The sequence below is a fragment of the uncultured Tateyamaria sp. genome (assembly GCF_947487805.1).
Classification (GTDB): Bacteria; Pseudomonadota; Alphaproteobacteria; order Rhodobacterales; family Rhodobacteraceae; genus Tateyamaria.
Genome location: NZ_CANKXW010000001.1, coordinates 365,573 through 390,002, shown reverse-complemented (window position 1 = coordinate 390,002; position 24,430 = coordinate 365,573). Strand labels below are relative to the sequence as shown.

At 64.1% G+C, this 24,430-nt stretch carries 25 protein-coding genes; 15 read left to right on the top strand and 10 right to left on the bottom strand.

Going from position 1 to position 24,430, the window contains the following annotated elements; all coding sequences use genetic code 11:
• Positions 1-50: 50 nt before the first annotated feature.
• The gene (gene speD / locus Q0949_RS01955) at positions 51-416 is read left to right on the top strand and encodes an adenosylmethionine decarboxylase (protein WP_299367794.1); all 366 of its coding nucleotides are present in this window, start codon (positions 51-53) and stop codon (positions 414-416) included.
• Here speD and Q0949_RS01950 read toward each other — a convergent pair.
• The 7 genes from Q0949_RS01950 to Q0949_RS01920 form a co-directional block, all read right to left on the bottom strand.
• Complete coding sequence (locus Q0949_RS01950; RefSeq protein ID WP_299367791.1) at positions 386-1,930, bottom strand: polyamine aminopropyltransferase; 1,545 nt, start codon at positions 1,928-1,930, stop codon at positions 386-388. The two genes, speD and Q0949_RS01950, sit on opposite strands and share 31 nt — an antisense overlap.
• A complete protein-coding gene (locus Q0949_RS01945; protein ID WP_299367788.1) occupies positions 1,930-2,154 on the bottom strand; it encodes a DUF350 domain-containing protein in 225 nt (74 codons plus the stop codon). The genes Q0949_RS01950 and Q0949_RS01945 overlap by 1 nt, the downstream gene beginning before the upstream one ends.
• Before the next feature lie 10 nt (positions 2,155-2,164).
• Positions 2,165-2,320: a hypothetical protein gene (locus tag Q0949_RS01940; RefSeq protein WP_299367785.1), complete on the bottom strand. Its 156-nt coding sequence runs from the start codon at positions 2,318-2,320 to the stop codon at positions 2,165-2,167.
• Positions 2,321-3,610, bottom strand: a complete 1,290-nt coding sequence (locus Q0949_RS01935) for a DUF4178 domain-containing protein (protein ID WP_299367782.1) — start codon at positions 3,608-3,610, stop codon at positions 2,321-2,323. It lies immediately after the preceding gene.
• On the bottom strand, positions 3,607-4,221 hold the full coding sequence (locus tag Q0949_RS01930) for a DUF4178 domain-containing protein (protein WP_299367779.1): 615 nt from the start codon (positions 4,219-4,221) through the stop codon (positions 3,607-3,609). The genes Q0949_RS01935 and Q0949_RS01930 overlap by 4 nt, the downstream gene beginning before the upstream one ends.
• Before the next feature lie 54 nt (positions 4,222-4,275).
• A complete protein-coding gene (locus tag Q0949_RS01925; protein ID WP_299367776.1) occupies positions 4,276-5,112 on the bottom strand; it encodes a 3-keto-5-aminohexanoate cleavage protein in 837 nt (278 codons plus the stop codon).
• A 66-nt stretch (positions 5,113-5,178) separates the two neighbouring features.
• A complete protein-coding gene (locus Q0949_RS01920; RefSeq protein WP_299367773.1) occupies positions 5,179-6,021 on the bottom strand; it encodes a nitroreductase family protein in 843 nt (280 codons plus the stop codon).
• Between the two features lie 181 nt (positions 6,022-6,202).
• On the opposite strand from Q0949_RS01920, the gene Q0949_RS01915 reads away from it, so the two are divergent.
• From Q0949_RS01915 to Q0949_RS01880, 8 genes are read left to right on the top strand one after another with little or no spacing between them, the layout of a single operon-like run.
• Entirely contained in the window at positions 6,203-6,916 is a 714-nt protein-coding gene (locus Q0949_RS01915; RefSeq protein WP_299367771.1) for a 2Fe-2S iron-sulfur cluster-binding protein, read from the top strand.
• Positions 6,916-7,248: a succinate dehydrogenase gene (locus Q0949_RS01910; RefSeq protein WP_299367768.1), complete on the top strand. Its 333-nt coding sequence runs from the start codon at positions 6,916-6,918 to the stop codon at positions 7,246-7,248. Before Q0949_RS01915 ends, Q0949_RS01910 begins: the two co-directional genes overlap by 1 nt.
• 2 nt (positions 7,249-7,250) lie before the next feature.
• Entirely contained in the window at positions 7,251-7,598 is a 348-nt protein-coding gene (gene sdhC / locus Q0949_RS01905) for a succinate dehydrogenase, cytochrome b556 subunit (RefSeq protein WP_299367766.1), read from the top strand.
• Positions 7,599-7,600: 2 nt separating this feature from the next.
• Positions 7,601-9,358 (top strand): FAD-binding protein, encoded by a 1,758-nt coding sequence (locus Q0949_RS01900; RefSeq protein WP_299367763.1) that lies wholly within the window; start codon positions 7,601-7,603, stop codon positions 9,356-9,358.
• On the top strand, positions 9,355-9,975 hold the full coding sequence (locus Q0949_RS01895; RefSeq protein ID WP_299367760.1) for a cysteine hydrolase: 621 nt from the start codon (positions 9,355-9,357) through the stop codon (positions 9,973-9,975). Before Q0949_RS01900 ends, Q0949_RS01895 begins: the two co-directional genes overlap by 4 nt.
• Positions 9,972-10,928 (top strand): fumarate hydratase, encoded by a 957-nt coding sequence (locus Q0949_RS01890; RefSeq protein WP_299367757.1) that lies wholly within the window; start codon positions 9,972-9,974, stop codon positions 10,926-10,928. Before Q0949_RS01895 ends, Q0949_RS01890 begins: the two co-directional genes overlap by 4 nt.
• Positions 10,925-11,854 (top strand): homocysteine S-methyltransferase family protein, encoded by a 930-nt coding sequence (locus Q0949_RS01885; RefSeq protein ID WP_299367754.1) that lies wholly within the window; start codon positions 10,925-10,927, stop codon positions 11,852-11,854. The genes Q0949_RS01890 and Q0949_RS01885 overlap by 4 nt, the downstream gene beginning before the upstream one ends.
• On the top strand, positions 11,851-12,516 hold the full coding sequence (locus tag Q0949_RS01880; protein ID WP_299367751.1) for a fumarate hydratase C-terminal domain-containing protein: 666 nt from the start codon (positions 11,851-11,853) through the stop codon (positions 12,514-12,516). Before Q0949_RS01885 ends, Q0949_RS01880 begins: the two co-directional genes overlap by 4 nt.
• Before the next feature lie 8 nt (positions 12,517-12,524).
• On the opposite strand, the gene Q0949_RS01875 is transcribed toward Q0949_RS01880, so the two are convergent.
• Positions 12,525-13,268 carry a sulfite exporter TauE/SafE family protein gene (locus tag Q0949_RS01875; RefSeq protein WP_299367748.1) on the bottom strand — a complete coding sequence of 248 codons (744 nt, stop codon included), beginning with the start codon at positions 13,266-13,268 and terminating at the stop codon, positions 12,525-12,527.
• Between the two features lie 282 nt (positions 13,269-13,550).
• Between Q0949_RS01875 and Q0949_RS01870 the strand changes: the two genes are divergently transcribed.
• From Q0949_RS01870 to Q0949_RS01850, 5 genes are all read left to right on the top strand, one after another.
• The gene (locus Q0949_RS01870; RefSeq protein WP_299367745.1) at positions 13,551-14,564 is read left to right on the top strand and encodes a tripartite tricarboxylate transporter substrate binding protein; all 1,014 of its coding nucleotides are present in this window, start codon (positions 13,551-13,553) and stop codon (positions 14,562-14,564) included.
• Positions 14,565-14,645: 81 nt separating this feature from the next.
• The gene (locus Q0949_RS01865) at positions 14,646-15,203 is read left to right on the top strand and encodes a tripartite tricarboxylate transporter TctB family protein (RefSeq protein ID WP_299367742.1); all 558 of its coding nucleotides are present in this window, start codon (positions 14,646-14,648) and stop codon (positions 15,201-15,203) included.
• A 7-nt stretch (positions 15,204-15,210) separates the two neighbouring features.
• Entirely contained in the window at positions 15,211-16,701 is a 1,491-nt protein-coding gene (locus Q0949_RS01860; protein ID WP_299367739.1) for a tripartite tricarboxylate transporter permease, read from the top strand.
• Positions 16,702-16,731: 30 nt separating this feature from the next.
• On the top strand, positions 16,732-18,129 hold the full coding sequence (locus Q0949_RS01855) for an aldehyde dehydrogenase family protein (RefSeq protein ID WP_299367736.1): 1,398 nt from the start codon (positions 16,732-16,734) through the stop codon (positions 18,127-18,129).
• Positions 18,126-19,619: an AMP-binding protein gene (locus Q0949_RS01850; RefSeq protein WP_299367733.1), complete on the top strand. Its 1,494-nt coding sequence runs from the start codon at positions 18,126-18,128 to the stop codon at positions 19,617-19,619. Before Q0949_RS01855 ends, Q0949_RS01850 begins: the two co-directional genes overlap by 4 nt.
• Here Q0949_RS01850 and Q0949_RS01845 read toward each other — a convergent pair whose 3' ends face one another.
• Positions 19,620-20,378, bottom strand: coding sequence for a sulfite exporter TauE/SafE family protein (locus Q0949_RS01845; protein WP_299367730.1), 759 nt, complete (start codon positions 20,376-20,378; stop codon positions 19,620-19,622).
• Positions 20,379-20,387: 9 nt separating this feature from the next.
• Positions 20,388-23,195, bottom strand: coding sequence for an FAD-binding and (Fe-S)-binding domain-containing protein (locus tag Q0949_RS01840; RefSeq protein ID WP_299367727.1), 2,808 nt, complete (start codon positions 23,193-23,195; stop codon positions 20,388-20,390).
• Between the two features lie 72 nt (positions 23,196-23,267).
• Here Q0949_RS01840 and Q0949_RS01835 point away from each other — a divergent pair, with 72 nt between their 5' ends.
• Positions 23,268-24,425 (top strand): aminotransferase class V-fold PLP-dependent enzyme, encoded by a 1,158-nt coding sequence (locus Q0949_RS01835; protein WP_299367724.1) that lies wholly within the window; start codon positions 23,268-23,270, stop codon positions 24,423-24,425.
• Positions 24,426-24,430 lie beyond the last annotated feature (5 nt).

The following is a 24,430-nucleotide window of genomic DNA, read 5'->3' as shown; positions in this document are numbered from 1 at the left end:
CATCCAGCCCCGAAATCCGCTTAATCGCCGCACGCCAGCAGGACTGTCAGATGCAATTCGCCCCCGGTACCCATGTCCTTCTGGACGTTCATTCCGCCCGTCACCTCGATGATGCGGACAGGCTTGAGGCCGTGCTGCGGGCAGCGGCGGACAGCATTGGTGCGACCGTGATCACCGCGCATTTCCACAGCTTTGGCACGGGCAGTGGCGTGACCGGCGTGGTGCTGCTGCGCGAATCGCATATCTCGGTCCATACGTGGCCCGAGACGGGGTATGCCGCGCTCGATCTCTTTGTCTGTGGGGACATGGATGTGGAACCGGCCATTGCACTGCTGATCGATGCGCTGCGGCCGGCGGCGCATGATGTGCGGCGCATGGCGCGGGGTCAGTCGAACCAGGTGGCCCAACCGTCCTGATAATAACGCACCAGCGCGTGCGAGCGCAGGGTGTTAACCGCCACGTCGCGGCGGGCGGTATCCGTTGGAAAGACCTGCGCCTGATCCCAGACAGCGCCCGTGAGATATCGCAGCCCGGACGGCAATTGCAGCGGCCTGCGCGCAGGCACGTGGGGGGATGCGATGACGAACCCCCACGCGCCAAAGCTGGGCACATAGGCGTGGTAGGGCAGCACCGTGAGGGTGCCTGCGGGCTTACCTGGGTTGCGCGCGGCCTCCCACGTGGCGACGACCGACCAATAGGCATCCCCGGCGAAAAAGGGCGATCCGGCCTGCGTGACGACCATGCCGTGGGGCGAGAGGCGTTCGATCAGCAGGGCGTAGAATTCGGCGGAATAGAGTTTGGACAGGGACAGGTTCTTGGGGTCGGGCAGGTCGATGATGATGACGTCAAAGGCCGCGTCGCTGTCGCGGGCAAAGGCCCATGCGTCCTGTGCCAGAATGGTGACCCTTGGGTCGGAGAGCGCGAAGTCGTTCAGCGCACGCAGGTCGGGGTGGTCGCGGAAAAGCTCGGTCACGCGCGGGTCGAGATCCACCAGTGTGACGCTGTCCACATCGTCGTATTTCAGCACCTCGCGCACCGCCATGCCGTCGCCGCCGCCGAGGATCAGGATGTCGGCGCGGCGCGGGGCCTGCGCCATGGCCGGGTGCACCAGCATTTCGTGATAGCGGTATTCGTCCGCCGTATCGAACTGGATCGAATGATCCAGAAAAAGCCGCGTGCGGTCGCGGAACCGGGTCACGACGATGTTCTGGTAGGGCGTCGTTTCCGACAGGATCACGTCGTCCTGAAACAGCGCCGCATCCGCCACCGACACCAGCCGTTCGGACTGTACCAACCCGGCCATGAGCAGGGCAAAGGCCCCGGCGCAGACCACCATCAGGTGGCGCGGGATCTGGTCGCGAAAGAGCGCAATGGACACCCCCGCCACGGCGAGGTTGAGGCAGCCGAAGACGAGGCTGGCCGACATCAGCCCCAGATGCGGCACAATCAGCAGCGGAAAGGCCAGCGACGCCACCAGCGCGCCGAGATAGTCGACACTGAGCACGTTTTCAAAGCGGAAGCGGCTGGCGCCGATATCCTTGAGCACGCGGGCGATGAGCGGAATCTCCATCCCCGACAGCACGCCCACCGTGCCCAGCATCAGGTAGAGCAGCACCTGCACCTCGCCCACATAGGCAAAGGCCATGTAGATGGCCGGGGCCATCGCCCCGCCGTTCACGCCCAGCGCGACCTGCACCCGCACGAACCCCGTCACCGGGTCCGACACAAAGCGCGACAGCCACGCCCCCACCCCCATGGTGGCCAGAAACACGCCGATGACAAAGCTGAACTGCCGCACGGAATCGCCCAGCAGGTAGCTGGACATGGTCGCCGCGATCAGTTCGTAGATCAGGCTGGCAATCGCCACGATCCAGGTGGCCAGCAGCAGCCAGACCGCCTGCCCCCGCGCGCTGGCCGGTGGTGCCGTCATCAGGACAGGATGACCGCCGCGATGATGATCGACAGGGACAGGAACACCGACGCGATCAGGATCGCCAGCGCGACGTTCTGGTCTGCCTCGATCTCTTTGACGATGGGAAAGGGCGAAAAGGTGCGGATGATCCACCAGCACAGGCAGAGGATCAGGATGCCGATGAACGAATAGACCAGTGTGGAGACGATCTCTGCCCCTGAAATTGCCGAAAAGAGTTCCATGTTGCGTCTCCTATTTGACCCGACCGCTGATACCGCCGCCCACACCGCCGATCCTTACGGACCGGTCGAGGTCGCGGCTTTCCTGCCAGACACCGTTTACCGACAGGTAGTACCCACCTGACAGCGCGGCGACCGACAAGACAATGAAGATGGCGCGCACAATCATCTAGTCATCGCTCCAGTCGCCTTCCTTCATCCGGCGATATTGATGCAGGAAAGGGCGCGCAAGCTGAAACAGGGAAAAGGTGCCAAAGGCCAGGGCGAGCAGTTGCAGCCATAGGGTCGAGATCAGCCCCTGCTGCATCTCGACCGTGACGCGGTTGACGGGGCTGCCGGTGCGTTGCCACGTGTCCGCCTCTTCCACCGCGACTTCGACCGTGTAGGTGCCGACCTGCCGCGGGATAAAGCGCAAGGTGGAGGTGCGCCAGCCCTCGGACCACGCGCCGTCCTTGTCGCGCCCCGAATAGCGTTCGACCGTGCGCCCGGCCTCGAAAAGCGGGACGTCCTCGGGGTCGGTGACACTGAGGCCGATGAAGGCCCAGCTGTTGTCCACATCCGCCGACACGCGGATGCGGGCCACTTGATCCGCCTGTTCGACGACAAACGGGATTTCCTGCGGCAGGTCGCTGACGGCAAAGGATTTTTCGATCCTGGGCAGGGTTCCGGATGCGCCGCCCATATTCATTGCAAGCACCAAGGCAATAACCGCAAACAGCCCGCTGGTCAGCGCAAAGAATGTCTGGTGCGGCCCTTTGCGATAGGGTTTGAGGACGTGGAAGTCCTCTGCCGCCGTCCCGTCCTGCACACCGAAAGCCGCATAGATCTCTGCCGTGGGCAGGTAGCGGGTCATCAGGATTTCTTCTTCGGTCGCGGATTTGGAGTAGCTGAGCATCGCGTCGCGCCCCAGCATCGACACCGATATCGATTCCGCCCCCAGCTGCGGCCGCCAGTTGAACTCCCCCTCGACAAAGGTGATTTCGTTGGTGGACGTCTCGAAATACTGGAAGGGCTGACCGCCCGCCCGCGCCGTGGGCCGCGTTTCAGCGGTTTCCACCGTCAGGGGACCGATCCAGCCGGGGTTGACCGGCCCGCGATAGCGGCGGCTGAGCGTCAGGTGCCCGGTCTCGTAGGTCAGGTAGGCATAGCCGTGGGTGGGCGAGTAAAGCTGGTGATCCACCCATTGCCAGACCATGTGGCGCCAGCGTTCCTGCATCCCCAACGTGCCGATGACGGTAAAGGTCACGCCATCGATATCGCCCTGCATCCCGATGCGGAACGGGGAATAGGGGCGCTCCATTTCGGCAAACCGGCGCAGGACGGCGAAATTGTCCTGTGCGTCCAGCTCGGATCCGCAATAGCCGCAGACATTGACCTGCACGCGGCCCCCGCCCAGCACGTCAAGGCCCGCGCCGCATTGCGTGCAATTGATCGATTTCAGGTTGGGGTTCCGGGTCACGCGCGCCTCTCGACGTCGATCTCAAACGGGTCGAGCCACTGGCCCAGATACCAGTCCGGCCTGCCGGTCGAAAATTCGCCAGACAGGGTGCGGCCATCGCCGCTCTGGCAGTTCACGTATTGGTAGGCGGTATCGATGGTCAGCACTTCGGGGAAGGTGCCGCGCACGGCGATGCATTTGGCCGCATCGGTTTCCGTGACGCGAAAGGCCTGCCCCTTGAACATCACCACATCGCCCAGCCGGGGCGGCGATTTGATCGGCGGACAGTCATAGTCGGGCACAGGTTGTTGCAGGATCACGTCGCCCTCGTCCACCGACACCCAGACATGGTCGCCGTCGCGGGTGACGGCAAAGAATTCGTCCCACCATCCGGGGCCATAGTCAAAGCGGGCGTGGCCCAGCACGTCGAACATCACAAAGCCTGCGCGCACCGCTGATCCCACATCGAACAGCATGGGCGCGTCGTGCATGTCGCCGCTGCTGCCTGCGTCGCGGATGGTCGGGCCGTCGAGAAACAGCGTGGTGTCGCAGGCCGCACAGGTCGCCATTTTGGCCGCGTCCAGCGCCGGGGCGACGGGGTATCCGCAGTTGGGGCAGGACAGGTCGGTCATGGGGCCGACCGTATCGCCGCACGCGCAGCAAGGGCAACCGGATTTGCCATGCCGTTACGCCGGAATGGCGCGCAGGCCCAGCATCTGGCGCGCCTGCGCCGGGGTCGCCACGGGGCGGTCGTAGCTGTCGCAGATGTCGACGAGGCGCCGGACCAATGCGGCGTTCGACGGGGCCAGCGTATCGCGGTCGATGCGCACGTTGTCCTCAAGCCCGGTGCGGGCATGGCCACCTGCGGCGACGCTCCATTCATTCACGACGATCTGGTTGGGGCCGATGCCCGCGGCACACCATTCGGAGGCGGGCGACAGACGCGTGATCGTCTTGACGTAGTAATCGAACACGTCGCGGTCGGCGGGCATCGCGTTCTTGATCCCCATGACGAACTGGACGTAGGGCACGCGCGGCAGCCTGCCGTCCTTGTGCATCAGCACAGCCTGATGGATGTGCGACAGGTCAAACGCCTCGATCTCGGGCACCACGTCATGGGTGCGCATTTCCGAGGCCAGCCAGTCCACGAGGTTGGGGCTGTTGTCATAGACGCGGGTGGGAAAGTTGTTGGACCCCACCGCCAGCGACGCCATGTCCGGGCGCAGGGGCAGCATGCCGCCGCGCTCTTTCTCGACGCCGGAACGCCCGCCGGTCGAGAACTGTATGATCATGCCGGGGCAGTGTTTCTCGACCCATTCCTTGAGCCGCGCGAACTTGTCGGGATCGGAGGACGGGGATTCATCATCGTTGCGCACATGGGCGTGGCAGATGCTGGCCCCGGCATCGAAGGCTTCGTGCGTGCTTTCGACCTGTTCGGCCAAGGTGATCGGCAGGGCCGGGTTGTTGGCCTTGGTCGGTACGGATCCGGTGATGGCGACACAGATGATGCAGGGTTTGGTCATCGTCTTCTCTTTGCTTTTTGTGGGGCGAGATTGGCCATGGGCGGGCGGAGGTCAAGGCACATTGCGCTAGTCCATGGAAAACCCCCTGGCCCGCAGGAACGCGCCAAAGTCGGCGCGTTCGGGCGCGCTGTACTGGCGGGCCTTGTCCTCGGACCAGCCATAATCCTGCGAGGTGCCGAATGTGTCCGTGAACCGCTGTGTGCCGTAGGGTTGGGTCTGTGCGCGGTCACGGTCATAGGCTCGGACCGCGTCCCTTAGCCCGGTTTCGTCATAGCGGTCCACGTGGCAGGTCACCGACAGGGGCAGGCGTTTGGAGATGCGGGGCGGTGCGGCGGGATAGCCGATGGCCAGCCCCGCAAAGGGGAACACGTGGTCCGGCAGGTGCAACAGCTCAGACACCGCGCGCGCCTCGTTCCGCACCGCGCTGATGGGACAGCATCCAAGACCCGCGGACTCTGCCGCAGTGACAAAGGCGCCGAGGGCAATCGCCGCATCCGCCGCCGCATTGAACATCGCATCCAGGTGATCATTGGCAAACGGGATGTCGTGCCAGTCGTGGATCAGCCGCTGCCGCCGGTTGTTGCCGCAGAACACGGCCAGCATGGGCGCGTCCGCCACCCAGGCCTGTCCGCCCACCAGGTCGGCGAGGGCCGCGCGCTGACCCGCGCCTTGCAACAAGATGATGTCGCGCTGTTGCAGATCGCTTTTGGTGGGCGCGGACAAGGCGATGGCACCAAGCGCGCGCAACGTGTCCATCGGCACGGGCCGGTTTTCGAATGTCCGGCACGACCCCCGCCCGGTCATCGTCGCAAGCAGACCTGATGCAGGGGCCAAAGCCGCCATGTCGGGCGCGTCGGAAAACCGCGCGTTCAGATCGCTTTGCAGTTTGGTGCCATGGGTGCCGGTCATTGCGCCTCCTTGCGGCCGCGTGCTGCGCGGCCTGTTTGCCTGCGCCAACTGTGGCAGAGGACAGCGCACCCCGCCAAGCGGCTTCTGCCCCCTCATCCGAAATTGCGGCGCGGATGATAGACCGATCAGGGGACATACGGTAACACTAAGGCCAGGCTCGGGCAGGAAGGCGCACCAGACAATGCCGTCAGACAGGTTGCAAGTGACGATCCAGCGCGCGCCGGGCGCGCAGACGGAGTTTGACGTGCCCGCCTATGACAACCAGACGGTGCTGGATGTTGTGTCATGGGTGCAGCAAAATGCAGACCCGACGCTGAGCTACCGGTTTGCCTGCCGCGTGGGCATGTGCGGCAGTTGTGCGATGATGGTGAACGGGGTGCCGCGCTGGACCTGCCGTACACATATTTCCAAGGTGACCGACGCGGGCCGCGTCACTATCGGGCCCTTGCGCAACCTGCCGGTGATCAAGGATCTGGCCGTCGACATGGACCCGTTTTTCGACAAGTGGGTCGCGGCCGAAGGGGTGCATCACGGCGGCCTGACCCGCGATGACCCCATAGCACCCGTGGACGAGGCAAGCGCCGCAAGGGTCGAGGCAAACGCCGGGATCGAGTGCATCAACTGTTCGGTCTGTTATGCGGCCTGCGACACGGTTGCGGGCAATGCCGACTACCTTGGGCCTGCGGCGCTGCAACGGGCGTGGACCCTGTTGAACGACGCCAAGGACGAAGGGCGCGCGGCCATTCTGGACGCAGTGTCCGGGTCGGGGGGCTGCCACAACTGCCATTCGATGGGGTCGTGCACGGCCTATTGCCCCAACGATCTGGATCCGATGTCGGCCATTGCGGGACTGAAGCGCGAAACCGCCAGATCGTTCTTTCGGAAAGGCCGCTGATGCTGTCGCTGCGCCTGTACATGTTGCAACGGATCACCGCGCTGTTGATGGCGCCGCTGGTGCTGGGACATCTGGCGGTGATGATCTATGCGATCCGCGGGGGCCTCAGCGCCGCCGAGATTCTGGGCCGCACGCAGGGGTCGGTTGCGTGGTTCCTGTTTTATGGCCTCTTTGTCGTGGCCGTGTCGGTCCATGGGGCCATTGGTCTGCGCAGCGTATTGCACGAGTGGGGCGGCGTATCGGGCCGCGCGCTGGACGTGGCCATGTGGGTCATCGGAATGGGCCTTTTTGCGCTGGGGGCGCGGGCCGTCTGGGCGGTGACGGTCGCATGAGCATGGCCCGCGATATCACTGCGCGCGCGCATCCGCTGTGGCTCGCCTATATCCTGCACCGGCTGTCGGGGCTGGGCCTTGCGCTGTTTCTGCCGTTTCATTTCTGGATCCTGTCGCTGGCGCTGACCAGCCCTGACCGGCTTGACGGGTTTCTGGCCTTTGCCGAGATCGGGATCGTCAAGCTGGCGGAGTTCGGTCTGGTGTTCCTGCTGGCGGTGCACATGTTTGGCGGCCTGCGCCTGATGGCGATGGAGTGGCTGCCGTGGACACCGCCGCAAAAGACGCTGGCCGCTGGCGCCGTGGCCGTGTCGTTCCTGGTTGCCACCCTTTTTCTGATGCAGGCGGTGTGACCATGAAACTGTCGGACATCGAACGCCACGATACGGATATCCTGATCCTCGGGACCGGGGGCGCGGGCCTGTTTGCCGCGTTGCACGCACAGCAAACCGCGCCCGAAGGGACAAAAATCACCATCGCGGTCAAGGGGTTGATCGGCAAATGCGGCTGCACTCGGATGGTGCAGGGTGGCTATAACGTGGCGCTGGGGGGTGGCGACACGGTGGAGCGTCATTTCATGGACACGATCCAGGGCGGCAAATGGCTGCCGGATCAGGACATGGCGTGGCGGCTGTGTGAACAGGCCGTGGTCCGCATCCGCGAACTGGAGAACGAGGTCGGCTGTTTCTTTGACCGCAACCCGGACGGTTCGCTGCACCAGAAGGCATTCGCAGGCCAGACCGCGGACCGTACCGTACACAAGGGCGACCTGACGGGGATCGAGATCATCAACCGCCTGATGGAAAAGGTTCTGGCCAGCGGTGTTGAAAAGATGCAGGAGCATCGCGCCGTGGGCCTGATCCCGACGAAGGATCGCAGCGCGCTGGCGGGTGTGCTGATGATCGACATGCGCACCGGACGGTTCCGTCTGGTAAGGGCCAAGACGGTCTTGATGGCAACGGGCGGCGGCCCGACCATGTACAAATACCACACCCCCAGCGGGGACAAGACGATGGACGGCCTCGCCATGGCGCTGCGCGCGGGTTTGCGCTTGCGCGATATGGAGATGGTGCAATTCCATCCCACGGGCCTGCTAGCAGGCGACCATACGCGGATGACTGGAACAGTGCTTGAAGAGGGCCTTCGCGGCGCGGGCGGCCAGCTGATCAACCACGCGGGCCAGCGGTTCATGTTCGACTATGACGGCAAGGGCGAGCGTGCCACCCGCGATGTGGTCAGCCGCGGGATTTATGCGGAGATGCGCAAGAACAACAATCCCGAGCAGGAGGGCGTGTTCATCTCCATGTCGCATCTCGGCCCCGACTGGGTGGCGGAGAAGTTCAAGGGCATGGTCAAACGCTGTGCCGACAGCGGGTTCGATCTGGCCGGTGGTCAGGTTGAGGTGGTGCCGACCGCGCATTATTTCATGGGTGGTGTGGTGGTCGATGTAGACACACGCACGGCGATGGAGGGGCTGTACGTCGCAGGCGAAGACGCAGGTGGCGCGCACGGCTCGAACCGGCTGGGCGGCAATGGCGTTGCGAATTCAACCGTCTATGGCGGGATCGCGGGCGACACGATGGGTCGCGACATTGCCGGCATGACGCTGCGTGACCCGGACGAAGACGTGCTGGCCGCCGAATTCGAACGCGCCATCCACCCCCTGACCCGCGCGCCCGACCTGATCCTGCCACTGCGCAAGCAGTTGCAAGAGGTGATGTGGGACGAGGTCGGCGTGATGCGGACCGAAGCGGGTATGAAACGCGGGCTGGATGGGATTGCGCAGGTGTCGGACGTGCTGATGGATGTCGGCGTGGACGCGAGTAACCTTGCCTTCAACCTGACCTGGCACGACTGGCTGAACCTGCGGTCGCTCTGTGACATCTCCGAGGTGATCACAAAGGCCGGGATCGCCCGCGAAAACTCGCGCGGGGCGCACTACCGCGAGGATTATCCCGACGACGGCGGGTTGGAGAACAGCGATTTTACAGTAGCGACGCGCGACGGGGACACGGTCAATGTCACCCGCGCCCCCGTGCAATTCACCATTGTCCGCCCCGGCGAGACAATCCTGCCGGAAGGCGAACCCGAAACACTGGTGGCCGCAAAATGACACAACGCAAGATTATCGAAGGGCGCCCGGCCCTGATCGTCATCGACATTCAGGCATCGACCTTTATCGACGACAGCACGGAACGGGCCATTGCGAACATGCCGGGATACCGGGACCGGATGCTTGCCGCCCGTCCACTGATCGATGCGGCCCACGGCAGCGGCGTGCCGGTCATATTTATTCAGGAGATCCACCGGGCGGACGGCGTGGATTTTGGGCGCGAGTTGGACGGTGACGAAGATGTGCATTGTCTCGACAATGATCCACGCACTGACATCGCGTTTGAACAGATGGGGTTCCGGTCTGGGGACTACATCGTCCCCAAGCGACGGTACTCCGCGTTTTTCGGGACCGACCTCGAGATCCTTCTGCGGGGGCTGAAGGTGGATACGCTGCTGCTCTGCGGAGGGCTGACGGATGTTTGTGTGCATTACACCTTCGTGGACGGGCACCAATGGGACTATCATTGCCGTGTGGCAGAAGACTGCGTCGCCGGATCCTCGGTTGAGGCGCATGCGGCATCATTGCGGGCGATGGAATACCTGCAGACCGGAGCCATTCAGACCAGCGACAGCCTGACCGCGGCCATGCGTGAGTTTCAGGGAGGCATCAGATGATCCCCATCGACCTTATCCAATCCACCGCCGAAACGCTGATGGACAAGGCCGCCATCGAGATCCCGCAGGACTACCTTGACGGGCTGCAACACGCGGCCAAGACCGAGGATGGCGACCTGTCGTCCTTTGTTCTCAAGGCGATGCTGGAGAACTATGAGGCGGCCAAGGAAGACCGCCGCGCGATGTGCGGCGACACGGGCGTGCCGCGCTGGTTTGTGAAAATGGGCAACGACGCCCGCATCGAAGGCGGTATGGTCGCGCTGGAAACCGCTTTGCGCCGCGCCACGGCCAACGCCACCAACGGCGTGCCCCTGCGCCCCAACCGCGTGCACCCGCTCTGGCGGACGGATCATGACAACAACGTCGGTATTGGCGCGCCCGAGATCGAATACGGGTTCGAGCCCGAAGGGGAATGGGTCGACCTGATCACGGTGCACAAAGGGGGCCTTTTTGGCACCGACTACCGGATGCTGTTCCCGAGCGATGGCGTTCAGGGGATCAAGCGGTTCTACCTCGACAGTCTCATGGCGTTCGGCAAACGCGGTCTGGCCTGTCAGCCCGCGATCATCGGCATCGGCCTTGGCGGGTCCAAGGACATTTGCATGACGCTGGGCAAGCGGGCATCCACCCTGCGCATCGTGGGCAGTCGCAATTCCGACCCGCGCATTGCCGAGATGGAAGATGAGTTCAAAGAGCTTGGCAATTCCATCGGCATGGGGGCCATGGGGTTTGTGGGCAAGAACATGGTGATCGATTGCAATATCGAGGTGGGCTACTGCCACACGGGCGGAATGCCCATGTCGGTCCACGCCTTCTGCCTGTCCTCGCGCCGGGCGGTGGCGCGCATCCATGCGGACGGACGGGTCGAACACCGAACAGACCCCGACTGGTTCACGCCCTATCAACGCCGCGAAACCGTGGATTGGGAACCGCAACGTGAGGCGGCGGAATGACCGCGCACGCCCGGCCGATCCCCCTGCCCCATCTGTCCTCCGAGCGCTACTTGCTGTGGGAAGGCAATGGCACGGACCTCATCTTCAATCGCGGCGTCGACATGCCCGGCTTTGCCTCTTTCCCGTTGCTTGCCAACCCCGACACACGCGCGGTGCTGGCCCAGCAGCTGACCGAATTCCTCCGCCTGGCCCAAGACCTTGGACGGCCCTGTATCGTGGGCACCCATACGTGGCAGGCCAATCCCGCGCGGGCGGGCAGGCTGGGCTATTCGCGGGCTGCGCTGGACGACATCAACCGCGAGGCCGCCCTTTTCTTGCGCGAAACCGTTGCGGCCAGTGGCAACAACAGAGTGCTTTGCTCCGGGCTGGTGGGGCCGCGCGATGATCCTTACGCCGACGCAATCCCCATGGGCGTGGAGGAGGCGCGGGTCTATCACACACCGCAAATTGCGCAGTTTCAGGGGGCCGGGCTCGACTTCATCGGGGCCTTTACGCTGAACAAACCCAAGGAAGCGGCGGGTCTCGCAGTGGCGGCGCGTGAGGCCGGGCTGCCCGTGGTCCTGTCCCTTGTGGTGGAGACGGACGGACGTCTCGCCAACGGCCAGACGCTGGACGATGCCATCGCAGAAATCGACAGGCTGAGCGACACCGCGCCAGCCTATTTCATGGTGAATTGCGCCCATCCCAGCCACATCGCCCCCGGGCTGACCGGCAATCCGCGGCTGCGCGGCCTGATCGTGAATGCGTCCCGATGCAGCCATGCCGAGTTGGACGAGGCCACCGAACTGGATGCGGGCGATCCCGCAGAGCTGGGTCGCGAAATGGCCGCCCTGCTTGCGGACAACCCGCATGTTCGGGTGTTCGGCGGCTGTTGCGGCACCGATCTGCGCCATATCAATCAGATGAGCGAGGCTGTTGGCCGATGAGTATTCGTGAAGTCCGCCTCTCCACCACGCCCACGCCGGAGGCCATCGCGGACCTGCGCTTGGGCGATGTCGTCTACCTTGACGGGCTGATGTACACTGCGCGCGAGGGCGTCTACATGCGCGCGCTGGAGGACAAGGCAAACATCCCTATGGAACTGCCCAGCCAGTCGGCGGCCAACTTCCACTGTTCGCCCGCCGCACGGATCAACGCGGATGGTAGTTTCGACATGGGTGCCGTCACGGCTACCGCGTCCTTCCGTTTTGCCAAGTGGCTGCCGGAATGGATGGCCAAGACGGGCGCCAGGCTGATCGTCGGCAAGGGCGGCATGACGTCGAAGGACTACAAGGAATATTTCGTTCCAAACGGAGCCGTATACCTGTCGACAGTGGGCTATGGCACCGGTGCCCTGCTGGGGCGCGGGGTGGAAAGCGTCGAGGCCGTGCACTGGAACGAGGAACTGGGCCTTGCACAGGCAATGTGGGTGATAAAGTGCAACAAGATGGGGCCGTTTATCGTGGCCTCTGACCTCAACGGCGACTGTCTGTTTGAACGCGAGAACGCCAAGATCGCCGAGAATGTCGCCCGCGTTTATGAGGGCACAAAACCGGCCGTGCTGAAACGCTATGGCGAAAGCGACGACCGCACCGACGAGGTGATCTGACGCGCGCGTCAGAACAGCTCGCTTGCCAGAATGCCGAGGCCCATCAACAGGGTCAGCAGGATCAGCAGGCGCCGGAACCCCGTGTCGCTGAGCCTGCGGAACACTGCGATGCCGACCTGTGCCGCGACCAGACCGGTCGGAATGGTGATCAGAAGCGCGGTCTGGGCGGTCTGGTCAAACGCCCCTTTGAACAGCAACATGACCACGGTCGTGCTGAGGATCGCGACGTTGTACGGTTGCAGCACGGCGCGGGTCTCGGCCTTGGTCCAAGGGCGGATCGACAGCCACATGGCCGGGATGGCACCCGACACGGATGCGGCACCCCCCAGAACCCCACCGACAAGGCCGAAGAGGCTGTCCAGCAAGGGTGTGCGGCGCGAGAACGCGGGCAGCGCGCTGCGAAATCCGAAATAGCCACCGTAGAGGATCAACTGCGCTGCAATGCCGATCCGCAAGGTGCCGGCATCGATCACATCCAGCAGGGCAAGCCCCACGGGCACGCCGAGCAGGCCGGGAATGAGGAACCGCAACAGGCGGCGCGGCTGGGCCAGGATCTCGCGGCGGACCAGCCACAGACCTTGCAGGCCCGCAAGCACCGACATGAGCGCAACGATGGCCACCGCCTGCACAGGCGGGAGCACGACAAGGTAAAACCCAAGTGCAAACAGCGCCGTCCCGGTGCCGGACAGACCATTGATGAACCCACCCGCCATGGCGCCCAGAATAAGGAATGCGATGAAGTCGGGGGCCATGTATCCTGTTTCCTTGCACGGGCGCGAACGGTCGCCATGCCCACAGCTAACCAAGCGACACGGAACAGGCAACGCATCCCGACCATCACCGGAACGCGTCTTGTGCGGATAGGGCCGAGGAGAAAGCCAGTGATAGACAGAGTTGATTAGTTGACCTATCAATTTATGTGGACAGACGGCCATCGGTCAAAAAAGCGAAAAATCGCAGCCGGTCGTCACCGTTTACATACGAAGCCGTATGTCGGGCGCGCCCCGCACGCGGTCAATGTCTGGGAGGACTACATGAAGAAGATGTTTGGAACAGCGGCATTTGCCGCTGCGATGGCCGTATCCGGATCGGCCTTTGCCTTTCAATGCGCCGTCAGCGAAGCGTCGATGGACAAGCCCGGCGGCTTTCCCGAGCGCGCTTTGACGATGATCGTGCCCTACGGCCCGGCGGGCGGATCGGGCCAGGTGGCCGCCGCGATGGCCGAGGCGGTGACCGAGCTCACCGGCGTTGCGATCAACCGCGATCACAAGCCCGGCGGGTCCGGCACCGTGGGCATGACCGCCTATATGGCCGCCCCGGCCGATGGCTATAACGTGCTGGAGCACATTGATGACGCGTCATCGGCGCACGCGCTCGATTCGTCCCTGCCCAACCCGGCCGAGGACCTGATCCCGCTGGTCGTGTCGCAGGTGACATTCTCGCAGGTCTATATCCGCTCGAACGAGGACCGTTTCACCGACTGGCCGTCCTTTGTGGAGTGGGTCAAGGCGCAAGGTGGCCGCGCCACCATCGCCAACGTGTCCAAGGAAGGATCCATGGAACGCGTGACCATGCGTTTCATCACCGATGCCACGGGCATGGAGATCCAGCAGATCTCGTTCGACAAGGGTGCGCCGCGCTATGGTGCGCTGCTGGGTGGCCAGGTCGACGCGCTGTTTGAACAGCCCGGCGACGTGCGCAACTTCCTTGACGCGGGTCAGTTCAAGCCGATCCTGACCATCTTTGACGAGCGTCCCGGCGTGTTCTCCGACGTGCCGACGCACCGCGAAATGGGCATGGAGTTCGACCCCCTGCTGCGCTTCCGCGGCTTTTACGTGCACAAGGACGCACCGGCTGACCGTGTCGAGTGGCTGCAATGGGCGTTCCAGCGCGGCTACTGCGAGGACAGCTATCAGGCGTATAACGAATCCAAGTTCATGAACGTCATCGACAGCTATCGCGACACCGACGGTGCCAAGGACCTGATCACCCGTTCGATCAGCCAGTACCGGGACGTGTACAAGGCCATGGGCCTCGACGTGAAATAAGATCAGGCTCCGGCGCCCTGCGACATACGCGGGGCGCCGGGACACAAGGCGGGCACAGACCCGCACGGGGGAGAGAGCGATATGGGCCGTCTCAAACGGGGACATATGATCGAGGCCGCCATCTGGCTGCTGATCGCGGCGGTTTTCTTTGGGTATTCCTTTGAATTCAACCAGCCGATCGAGATCTACAAGTTCGGTGCAACCGCCTGGCCGCGTGTGGTGGTGGTGCTGCTGGTCGTGGCGACACTGGGCAACCTCTATTACTCGTACCTGTACGGGTCTTCGGCGCAACAGGGACGCATGGGCATCTCGAACGAGGGACCGCAGACCGATTTTTCCGACCCCGGCACGCTGACCAAGATGCTGGCGGTGCTGTTCACGCCGTTCATCTTTGCGTGGCTGCTCAAGCCCGTGGGCATCTATTTCGCGGCGCCGTTCTTTATCGCGGCGATCATGTGGCTGTTTGGCGAACGGCGGATCAAGGCGATCCTGATCATGACGGCGGTGATCTATGTCATCTTTCTGGGCCTGTTCCTCGTCATTCTGAACGCGCCCCTGCCGCAGGGCAACACCTCGCCGTTTTATGACTACAGCGCGTGGATCCTCAAGATGAACACGCAACTTCAAAACCTCTGGTGACCTCCCGATGATCGAGAATTTCCTGGCTGGCAGCAGCGCGCTCTTTGGCGACCCCGTCACCATCGCCATCTTTGTCTTTGGCGTGATCGGCGGCATGCTGTTCGGCGCCATTCCGGGTGTCAGCATGCTGACCCTTGCCGCGATCCTGTTGCCCTTTACCGCCGGTCTGACGCCTGCGCAGGGGGTGATGCTCTTTGCGGTGATCTACTGTACCGGCACCTATGGCGGGGCGATCACGGCGATCCTGTTCAACATACCCGGCGCGCCGGAAAACGCGCCCACAGCCTTTGACGGCTATCCGATGACCCAGCAGGGCAAGTCGGGCAAGGCCGTGGGGGCCGCAGTGCTGTGTTCGGCCATCGGGGGCGTGTCCTCGGCGCTGATCATGATGGCCGCAACCGAGCCGTTGGCCCAGTGGGCGATCCGCAACATCGGACCGCCCGAGATTTTCGCGCTGGTGTTCTTTGGCCTCGCCGTTGCTTCCTCCGTGGGCGCGCGCACGATCTGGAAGGGCTGGATGTCCGTTCTGATCGGCCTTCTGATCGCCACCATCGGGCAGGACCCGGTGGGTGGCATCAACCGCTACAACTTTGGTGTGGGCGATCTGGCGGCGGGCATCGCCTTTGTGCCTGCGATCCTAGGGTTCTTTGCCGTCTCCGAGATCTTCGTACAGGCCGAACGCAAGGCGGGCGGTACCTACAAGGCGCCCAAGGTCAGCATGTCGTTTCCCACCTTTCTCGAGCTGTGGATGCACAAATTTGCCGTGCTGCGGTCCATCCTCGTGGGTTTCTTCTGTGGTATCCTGCCGGGCATCGGCGCGACGCTTGCGGCCTTTATGGGCTATGGCGAGGCCGTGCGCTGGTCCAAGGACAAGGAGAGCTTTGGCAAGGGCAACCTCGAAGGTGTGATTTCCTCGGAAACGGCCAACAACGCCGCCACCGGGGCCGCGATGATCCCTCTTCTGGCGCTTGGCCTGCCGGGCGGCGCGCTGACGGCGATGATGGTCGCGGTGTTCCAGATGCACGACCTGCAACCCGGGCCGCTGGTGTTCTACACCTCGCCAGACCTGATCTGGGTCGTGTTCGCCGCGATGTTCTATGCCAACCTGTCGATCCTAATCATCGGGCTGGTCGAGACCAAGACGATCCTCAACCTGCTCAAGATCCCGTTCCAGTTCCTGGCACCGCTGATCCTGATGCTGGCCACGATCGGGGCCTATATCAGCCGCGGCCTCGTGCTGGACGTGATGGTGATGTTCATCGCGGGCATCCTTGGCTACCTGCTGCGCCGCTCGGGCTTCTCCATTCCGGGGATTGTGCTGGGCCTCATCCTTGGCCAGATCGGGGAACAGAACTTTGCGCAAGGCATGCAGATGGTCCACTATGACCTTGGCACGTATTTCTCGCGCCCGATCTGTGCCATCCTGATCGCCGCCGGGGCCGTGACCCTCTTTGCCAACATCTACCGGGCTTTTGCACCGGCTGCGCAACCGCGTTAAGGCCGGGCAAACCGTTCGAGAGGAACCCGCATGAGCACCGACACAGACGCCGTCCACGCCATGATCGCCCGCGCCCGTGCGGCACAGGCCGAATATGAAACCGCAGGCAGTCAGGCCCGCTATGACCGCGCCGCCGCCGCTGCCGCCTGGGCCATCATGGAACCGGATCGCAACCGCGCGCTGGCCGAACTGGCGGTAAAGACCACCGGTCTGGGAAACGTGCCCGACAAGATCATCAAGAACCACCGCAAGACGCTGGGCCTGATGCGCGACATACAGAATGTGCCAACCTATGGAATCATCCGCGAGGACGCAGAGACCGGCATCACCGAGATTGCCCGCCCCATCGGCGTGATCGGCGCAGTGGTCCCGTCCACCAACCCCGGCGCAACCCCGGCCAACAATGTGATCAATGCGCTCAAATGCGGCAATGCGATCATCCTGTCGCCCAGCCCCAAGGGCGTACCGACTTGCGAATTGCTGCTCGACTACATCCACGCGGAATTTGCCAAGATCGGCGAGAATCCGGATCTGGTGCAGATGATCCCCGGACCGGGATCCAAGGACAAGACGCAGGCGCTTCTGGAAAACACCGACACCATCGTGGTGACGGGGTCGCAGAACAACGTCAAACGTGCCTATACCAGCGGCACACCCGCGCTGGCCGTGGGCGCGGGCAATGTTACCGTGATCGTCGATGAGACCGCCGACCTTGACGCCGCCGCGGACAAGATCCGCGCCTCCAAGACCTTTGACAACGCGACGTCCTGCTCGTCAGAAAACGCGGTTGTGGTGGTGGACGCAGTCTATGACGCCTTCGTCGCGGCCATGGCGGCAAATGGCGGCGCGCTGGTCCACGATGATACGGCAGTGGTCGCAAAGCTCTGGCCCGACGGGCATCTCAACCGGGCGGCCATCGCGCAGGACGCGGACAAGCTGATCGCGGCGCTGGATCTGGACGGCGACGTGCCCGCGGACGCGAAATACATCGCGGTCGAGACCACGGGCATCGGGCCGGATCATCCGCTGTCGGGGGAAAAGCTGTCGCTGGTGCTGGCGCTCTACCGGGCGCGGGATTTCGACGACGCGCTGGACATCACGCGGCGGATCCAGTTGCATCTGGGGGCGGGCCATTCCGTCGGGCTGCATTCCACGGACGACACGCGCGCCGTGACGCTGGGCCAGGCCATTCCCACCAGCCGCGTCATCGTCAACCAGGCGCATTGCTTTGCCACCGGCGGTGCGTTCAACAACGGGATGCCGTTTTCGCTGTCCATGGGCTGCGGGTCGTGGGGTGGCAATTCCATCGACGACAACCTGCATTGGAAACACTTTTTGCAAACCACCAAGATCGTACGGGAAATCCCCGCCTGTGAGCCCGAGGTCGCGGACATCTTTGCCGATTACTGGGCACAGGCGGGCGCATGACGCCGGATCACCTGACCCCGCCCAAGGGCACCGTGCGCGACTGGCTCGCGGCCCGCGCGCAAGCGGGTGGCGTGGCGGTCATGTTTCCCGAAACCGGGGCTACGCTGACTTGGGCGCAGCTGCACGCCGATGCCACCACCATCGCTGCCGACCTGACCGCGCAGGGTGTGGCCAAGGGCGAAAGCGTGGCGATCATGCACCCCAACGGCTGGGACGGTGTCGTGGCGCTTTACGCAGCGCTTTGTGGCGGGTTTCGCGCGACGATGATCAACCTCGCCGCAGGGCCCGATGCCATCGGCTATGCGCTGGATCATTCCGAGGCGCGCGTGGCCTTTGTCCACGACGATCAGGTCGCCGTCTTCAATCAGGTCCGCCCGGACCGGCTGGCGCGCTATGCGCCCAAGGGGTCTGCGGCACCGCTGCACCCGCTGGAGGCCTCTGACGACGCGCTGCTCATGTACACCTCCGGCACGACCGGGCGGCCCAAGGGCGTGGTGCACACCCATGCGAGCCTGCTGGCGGGCGGGTGGACATCCACGGTGGCCCACCACCTGACGAGCAAGGATCGCGGGTTCTGCGTGCTGCCGATCTATCACATCAACGGGCAATGCGTGACCGTCATGGGCAGCCTCGTGTCAGGTGGATCGCTGGCGATGGTGTCGCGCTTTTCCGCCTCGCAGTTCTGGGCACAGGCCGAAGCGGGTGACGTCACGTGGTTCTCCGTGGTGCCCACCATCATCAGCCACCTGCTGCACGGCGACGCGCAACCCTCGGAGGCTCTGTGCGCGCGCATCCGCTTTGGCCGCTCGGCGTCTTCGGCGTTGGCGGTAGAGACGCAAACGGCGTTCCAGAACCGCTTTGGCATTCCCATCGTTGAAACCATGGGCCTGACCGAAACCGCGGCGCAATGCCTGTCGAACCCGCTGGACCCCGCCGGGCACAAGATCGGATCCCCCGGCATCGCACTTGGCAATGATGCACGGGTGGCCGACGACAACGGCACCGTCTGCCCTTGGGATGTCGAGGGCGAGATCCAGATCCGCGGCCCCAACGTGATGAAGGAATACCTCAAGAACCCGCAGGCCACCGCGGACACGTTTGTCGACGGCTGGCTGCGCACGGGCGATCTGGGCCGCATGGATGCGGACGGCTATGTGTTCGTGACCGGGCGGCTCAAGGAACTGATCATCAAGGGTGGCGAGAACATCGCCCCGCGCGAGATCGACGAAGTGCTCTATCAACACCCGGACGTGATGGAGGCCGCGGCCTTTGCCCGTCCCTGCCCACAATATGGCGAACGGGTCGAGGCAGCGGTGCGCCTGACACCCGCCTCTGGTGCGACATCCGACGATCTGCTGGCCCTATGCGCGGCACGGCTGGGCGCGTTCAAGACACCGGATGCGGTGCACATTCTGGACGAGCTGCCCAAGGGCCCGTCCGGCAAGATCCAGCGGCTGTATCTGAACACGCTACTCTACGGGGCCGACTGATCAGAAAACCCCGATCGCGATCAACCGCACGCCCATGATCAGGAACGCGATCAGGACCGCGCGCCGGAAATGCGTCTGCGACACCCGCCCGCGCAGGATTTCCCCGATGCGGAACCCGACCAGAACGATGCCCAACCCCACAAGTGACTTGAGCAGGACTGGCATTGTCAGGATCCCCGCGATGACCTGCCCCGCGCCAAGCGGCAGGCATCCGGCCAGAAACAGAAACCCAGTGGCCGCGATGAACCGTTCCTTGGACACACCACGCGCCACCAGATACATCGCCACGGGCGGCGACCAGATCGAACTGATCCCGCCCAGCACGCCGGACACAAGGCCAAACCCCACCTGCCAGCCGCGCCCCGGCCCGATGTTCAGTTTGACACCCAAGAGCAGGTTCAGCGAAAACACCACCATCGCCACGCCGATGGCCACGGTCAGAAAGGCAGTGGGATAGTCAGCGATGAACATCGACGTCACGAAGATGCTCGCCACGATCATCACCGCAAACCACGCATAGTCGCGCGCCACCGCAGCCTTCTCTGGCGCGCGCAGGAATTGCAGCGTGTTGGTCGCCAGGATCGGCAACCACAAAAGCGGGATCGCCTCGGTCGGCTCAAGATAGAGGGTCAGCAGCGCCATGGCCGCCGCTGGCAGGCCAATGCCGAGGAACCCCTTGACCACACCGGCAACCAGAAAGACGACGGCAAGATAGGCTGCACTGGCCGGGTCCAGCGTGGGCAGAAAGGTTTCAAGCATTGTGCACCCTCATTGCGGCAGCGCCTGCGCCAGCACGCTGGCAAGGGACTGCGCCTTGCGCGCGGTGACATCGCGGATCTGGCAGCGGCAGGAAAACCCGTCCGCCACGACGCATGTGTCCGGCGATGCCGCCCGCACCGCCGGGGCGAGGGACAGCTCCGCCATATCGCGCGAGACGGCCTCCGTCTCGGCCTGATACCCGAAAGGTCCGGCCATGCCACAGCAAGCCGAGGCAATCATCGACGCGTCCACACCCTCGATCCGGTTCAGCGCGGCGACGGTCGCATCCGCGACCCCCAGCGCCTTTTGATGGCAGTGCCCGTGCACCAGCGCCTGCGTCGACGACAGCCGTAGATCGTCCAGCGGCGCGGTTACGACATATTCGGCAAAGGTCAGCACCCGCTTGCCCATCTCTTCGGTCCAATCGGCGATCAGGTTTGGCGCTTCATCGCGGAACATCAGGGTGCAGGACGGCTCAAGCCCCACAATGGTCTGGCCTGCGTCCAGCGCGGCACGAAAGACATCTGTCGTGCGTCGCATTTCCTCCAGCGCCCGGTCTGTCATCCCCGCCGACAGGTAGGTGCGCCCGCAACAGAGCGCCCTGCCCGGCGCAGAGAGCACGCCCACAGACGCACCCGTATGTTCTATGACACGCTGCGCCGCCTCCAGCGTGCCGGGATCGAAATAGCGATTGAACGTATCGGCAAAGAGCATCACCTCGCCCGTCGCGCGCCCGACAAAAGGTTTGCGGAACGCAGGCAACCGGCGCGCGGGGCTGATCCCCGCCAAGGCGGCCAACTGCGGCACGCCCGTCACCGCGTTGGCCAAGGGGCGCAGCCGTGCGGCCCATGGCGCCAGCGCAGGCAGATGCGCAATCGCGCGACTGCGCGGGCTGGCGCCGTGTCTGGCATAGTGCGCCGCCTGCGCCTCGATCTTCATCCTGGCCATATCGACGGACATCGGACATTCGCTTTTGCAGGCCTTGCAGCCCACGCAGAGCTTCATGGTGGCCGCCATCTCGTCCGAGGCCAGCGCGTCATCACCCAGCCGCCCGGTCAAGGCCAGCCGCATGGTGTTGGCCCGTCCCCGCGTCAGGTCGATCTCGTTGCCCGTGGCGCGAAAGGACGGGCACATGCCGCCGCCAACGCTTTTCCGGCACGCGCCGTTATTGTTGCACATCTCGGCCGCACCGCTCAGCCCGCCCGGCCATGCGGACCAGTCAAAGACGGTGGCGGGCGTGTCCTGCCGGAAATCGGGCGGCCAGCGCATCAGGCTGCGGTCGTCCATGCGCGGCGCGCGCACAATCTTGCCGGGGTTCAGCACGCCATCCGGGTCGAACCGATCCTTGACCGCCTCAAATGTCCGCACCATCCGCGCCCCGAACATGCGTTCGTGGAATTCCGACCTGACAATGCCATCCCCATGCTCGCCAGAATGCGATCCCTTGTACCGCGCCACGAGGTCAAAGGCCTCTTCGGCAATCGCCCGCATCTGCCGCACACCCAAATCCTGCCGCAGGTTCAACACGGGCCGCACGTGCAGCAGGCCGACCGAAGCGTGCGCGTACCACGTGCCATCGGTGCCATGTTTGCGAAACACCTGCGTCAACTGGTCGGTAAAGGCGGCCAGATGCTCCAGCGGGACGGCGCAATCCTCCACAAAGGACACCGGCTTGCCCTCGGATCGCATCGACATCATGATGTTCAGCCCCTGCGTCCGCACCCCCCAGATGCGCGCCTGAAAGGCCGGGTCTTCCGCCTCGACCACACCGCCGTCCTGCTTGCCCGGATCGCCCCAGCGAAATCCCAGCTGCGCCATCAGATCCCCCAGCGCCGTCAGGCGACGGCGGTTTTCGGCCGGATCTTCGGCAAATTCCACCAAGAGCAGCGCATCGGGGTTCCCCCGCACAAAGGCATCGACGATGGGCCGGAACTGCGGGATATCGCGGCCCAGCCGGATCATGTTTTCATCGACCAGTTCGACGGCGACGGGCCCCAGGTTGACGATATGCTGCGCCGCGTCCATCGCGGCATGGAATGTCGGGAAATGGCAGACGCCCAGCGTCTTGGCCCCCAGCCGTGGCGACAGCGACAGCGTCACGGATTGCGTCACGCCCAGCGTGCCTTCGGACCCCACCATCAGGTGCGCCATATTGGGCGCGTCACCAACCAGCGCGTCGATGTTGTAGCCCCCCACGCGCCGCGACACATCGGGGAACCGCGCCGCGATCTCGTCCGCCTCGCGCGCGGCCAGCGCGATCATGTCGCGGTCAAGCGCATCGTCCGCCGGTTGTGACCCAAATGAACGTACGGACCCGTCTGCCAGCATCGCATCCAGCGACACCAGATTGTCCCGCATCTTGCCATAGCGGATCGACCGCGACCCGCAGGAATTGTTTGCGGCCATCCCGCCCAGCGTCGCGCGCGAGGCGGTGGACACATCCACGGGAAACCACAGGTCATCGCCCGCCAGATGCCGGTTCAGATCATCCAGCACCAGACCCGGCTCCACACGGACCCGTCTGGCTTGCGGATCATAGTCCAGAACTCGGTTCAGATGCTTGGTAAAATCGATGACGATGGCATCGCCCACGGTCTGCCCGGACTGCGATGTCCCGCCACCGCGCGGCAGGACCGGCACACCCGCGGCCCGCGCAAAGGCAAGGGTCGCCTCCACGTCCTCCCAGCGCTTGGGGACCACGACAGCGCGCGGCGTGATCTGGTAAATGGACGCGTCGGTGGCATAGCGCCCCCGGTCAAACCTGCCGGTCAGCACCTCGCCTTCGATCTGCCGCGCGAGAGCCTCGTAATCTGCCATTAGGTCTTGACCTCACATGCTGAACATTCTCTGCTCCGACCACCACAATTGCAACGAAATTAGGGGCTTGTCATGCGATCCGGACGTCATTTTCTGCAAATTCCAGGCCCGACAAACACGCCCGACCGGATCCTGCGGGCCATGCACCGCGCCGTCATGGATCACCGCGGGCCGGAATTTGCGGAACTGGGCCGCGGGCTGCTCCGCGACCTGAGGTCCGTCTTTCAAACCGAGAACCACGTGGTGATCTACCCCGCTTCCGGCACCGGCGCATGGGAGGCGGCACTGGTCAACGTGCTCGCCCCCGGCGATCAGGTGCTGATGTACGAAACCGGGCAATTCGCCACCCTGTGGAAGAACATGGCGACCAAGCTGGGATACGACCCGGTCTTCATGCAGGGCGACTGGCGACACGGCGCCAACGCCGAAGCGATTGGCGCCCAACTGACCGCGGATACCGGCCACCGGATCAAGGCCGTCTGCGTCGTGCACAACGACACCGCCACGGGCATCACATCCGACATCGCGGCGGTGCGTGCAGCGATCGATGCCGCAGGGCACCCGGCCCTGTTGATGGTCGATACGATCTCGTCGCTGGGCTCCATCGATTTCCAGACGGATGCGTGGGGTGTGGACGTAGTGGTCGCCGGATCTCAAAAGGGGCTGATGCTGCCCCCCGGTCTGTCGTTCAACGCAATCTCGCCCAAGGCATGGGCCGCGTGCGAGGCGGGCGGCGACCGGCGGTCCTATTGGGACTGGCGCGACATGGCCGGCCCGAACGAAAGCGGGTTCTTTCCGTACACCCCCGCGACCACGCTCCTCTACGGTCTGCGCGAGGCGCTCGACATGCTGGCCGAAGAGGGGTTGGACAACGTCTTTGCCCGCCACACCCGCCACGCCACGGCGACCCGGATCGCGGTCGAGGCATGGGGCCTAGAAATCCTGGCCGCCAACCCGGCGGAACGGTCCAATGCGCTGACGGCGGTGGTGATGCCGGACAAGGCCGGTGCCGACGCCCTGCGCGGCCAGATCCTCGACAGTTTCGACATGTCGCTGGGCACCGGCCTGAACAAGGTCGCAGACAAGGTGTTCCGCATCGGACATCTGGGCGATTTCAACGACCTGATGCTGATGGGCACCCTGTGCGGCGTGGAAATGGGCCTTGCGAAATCCGGCACGCCCTTTGCCAAGGGCGGGGTGCAGGCGGCAATGGATTACCTCGCGGGCTAGCCTCG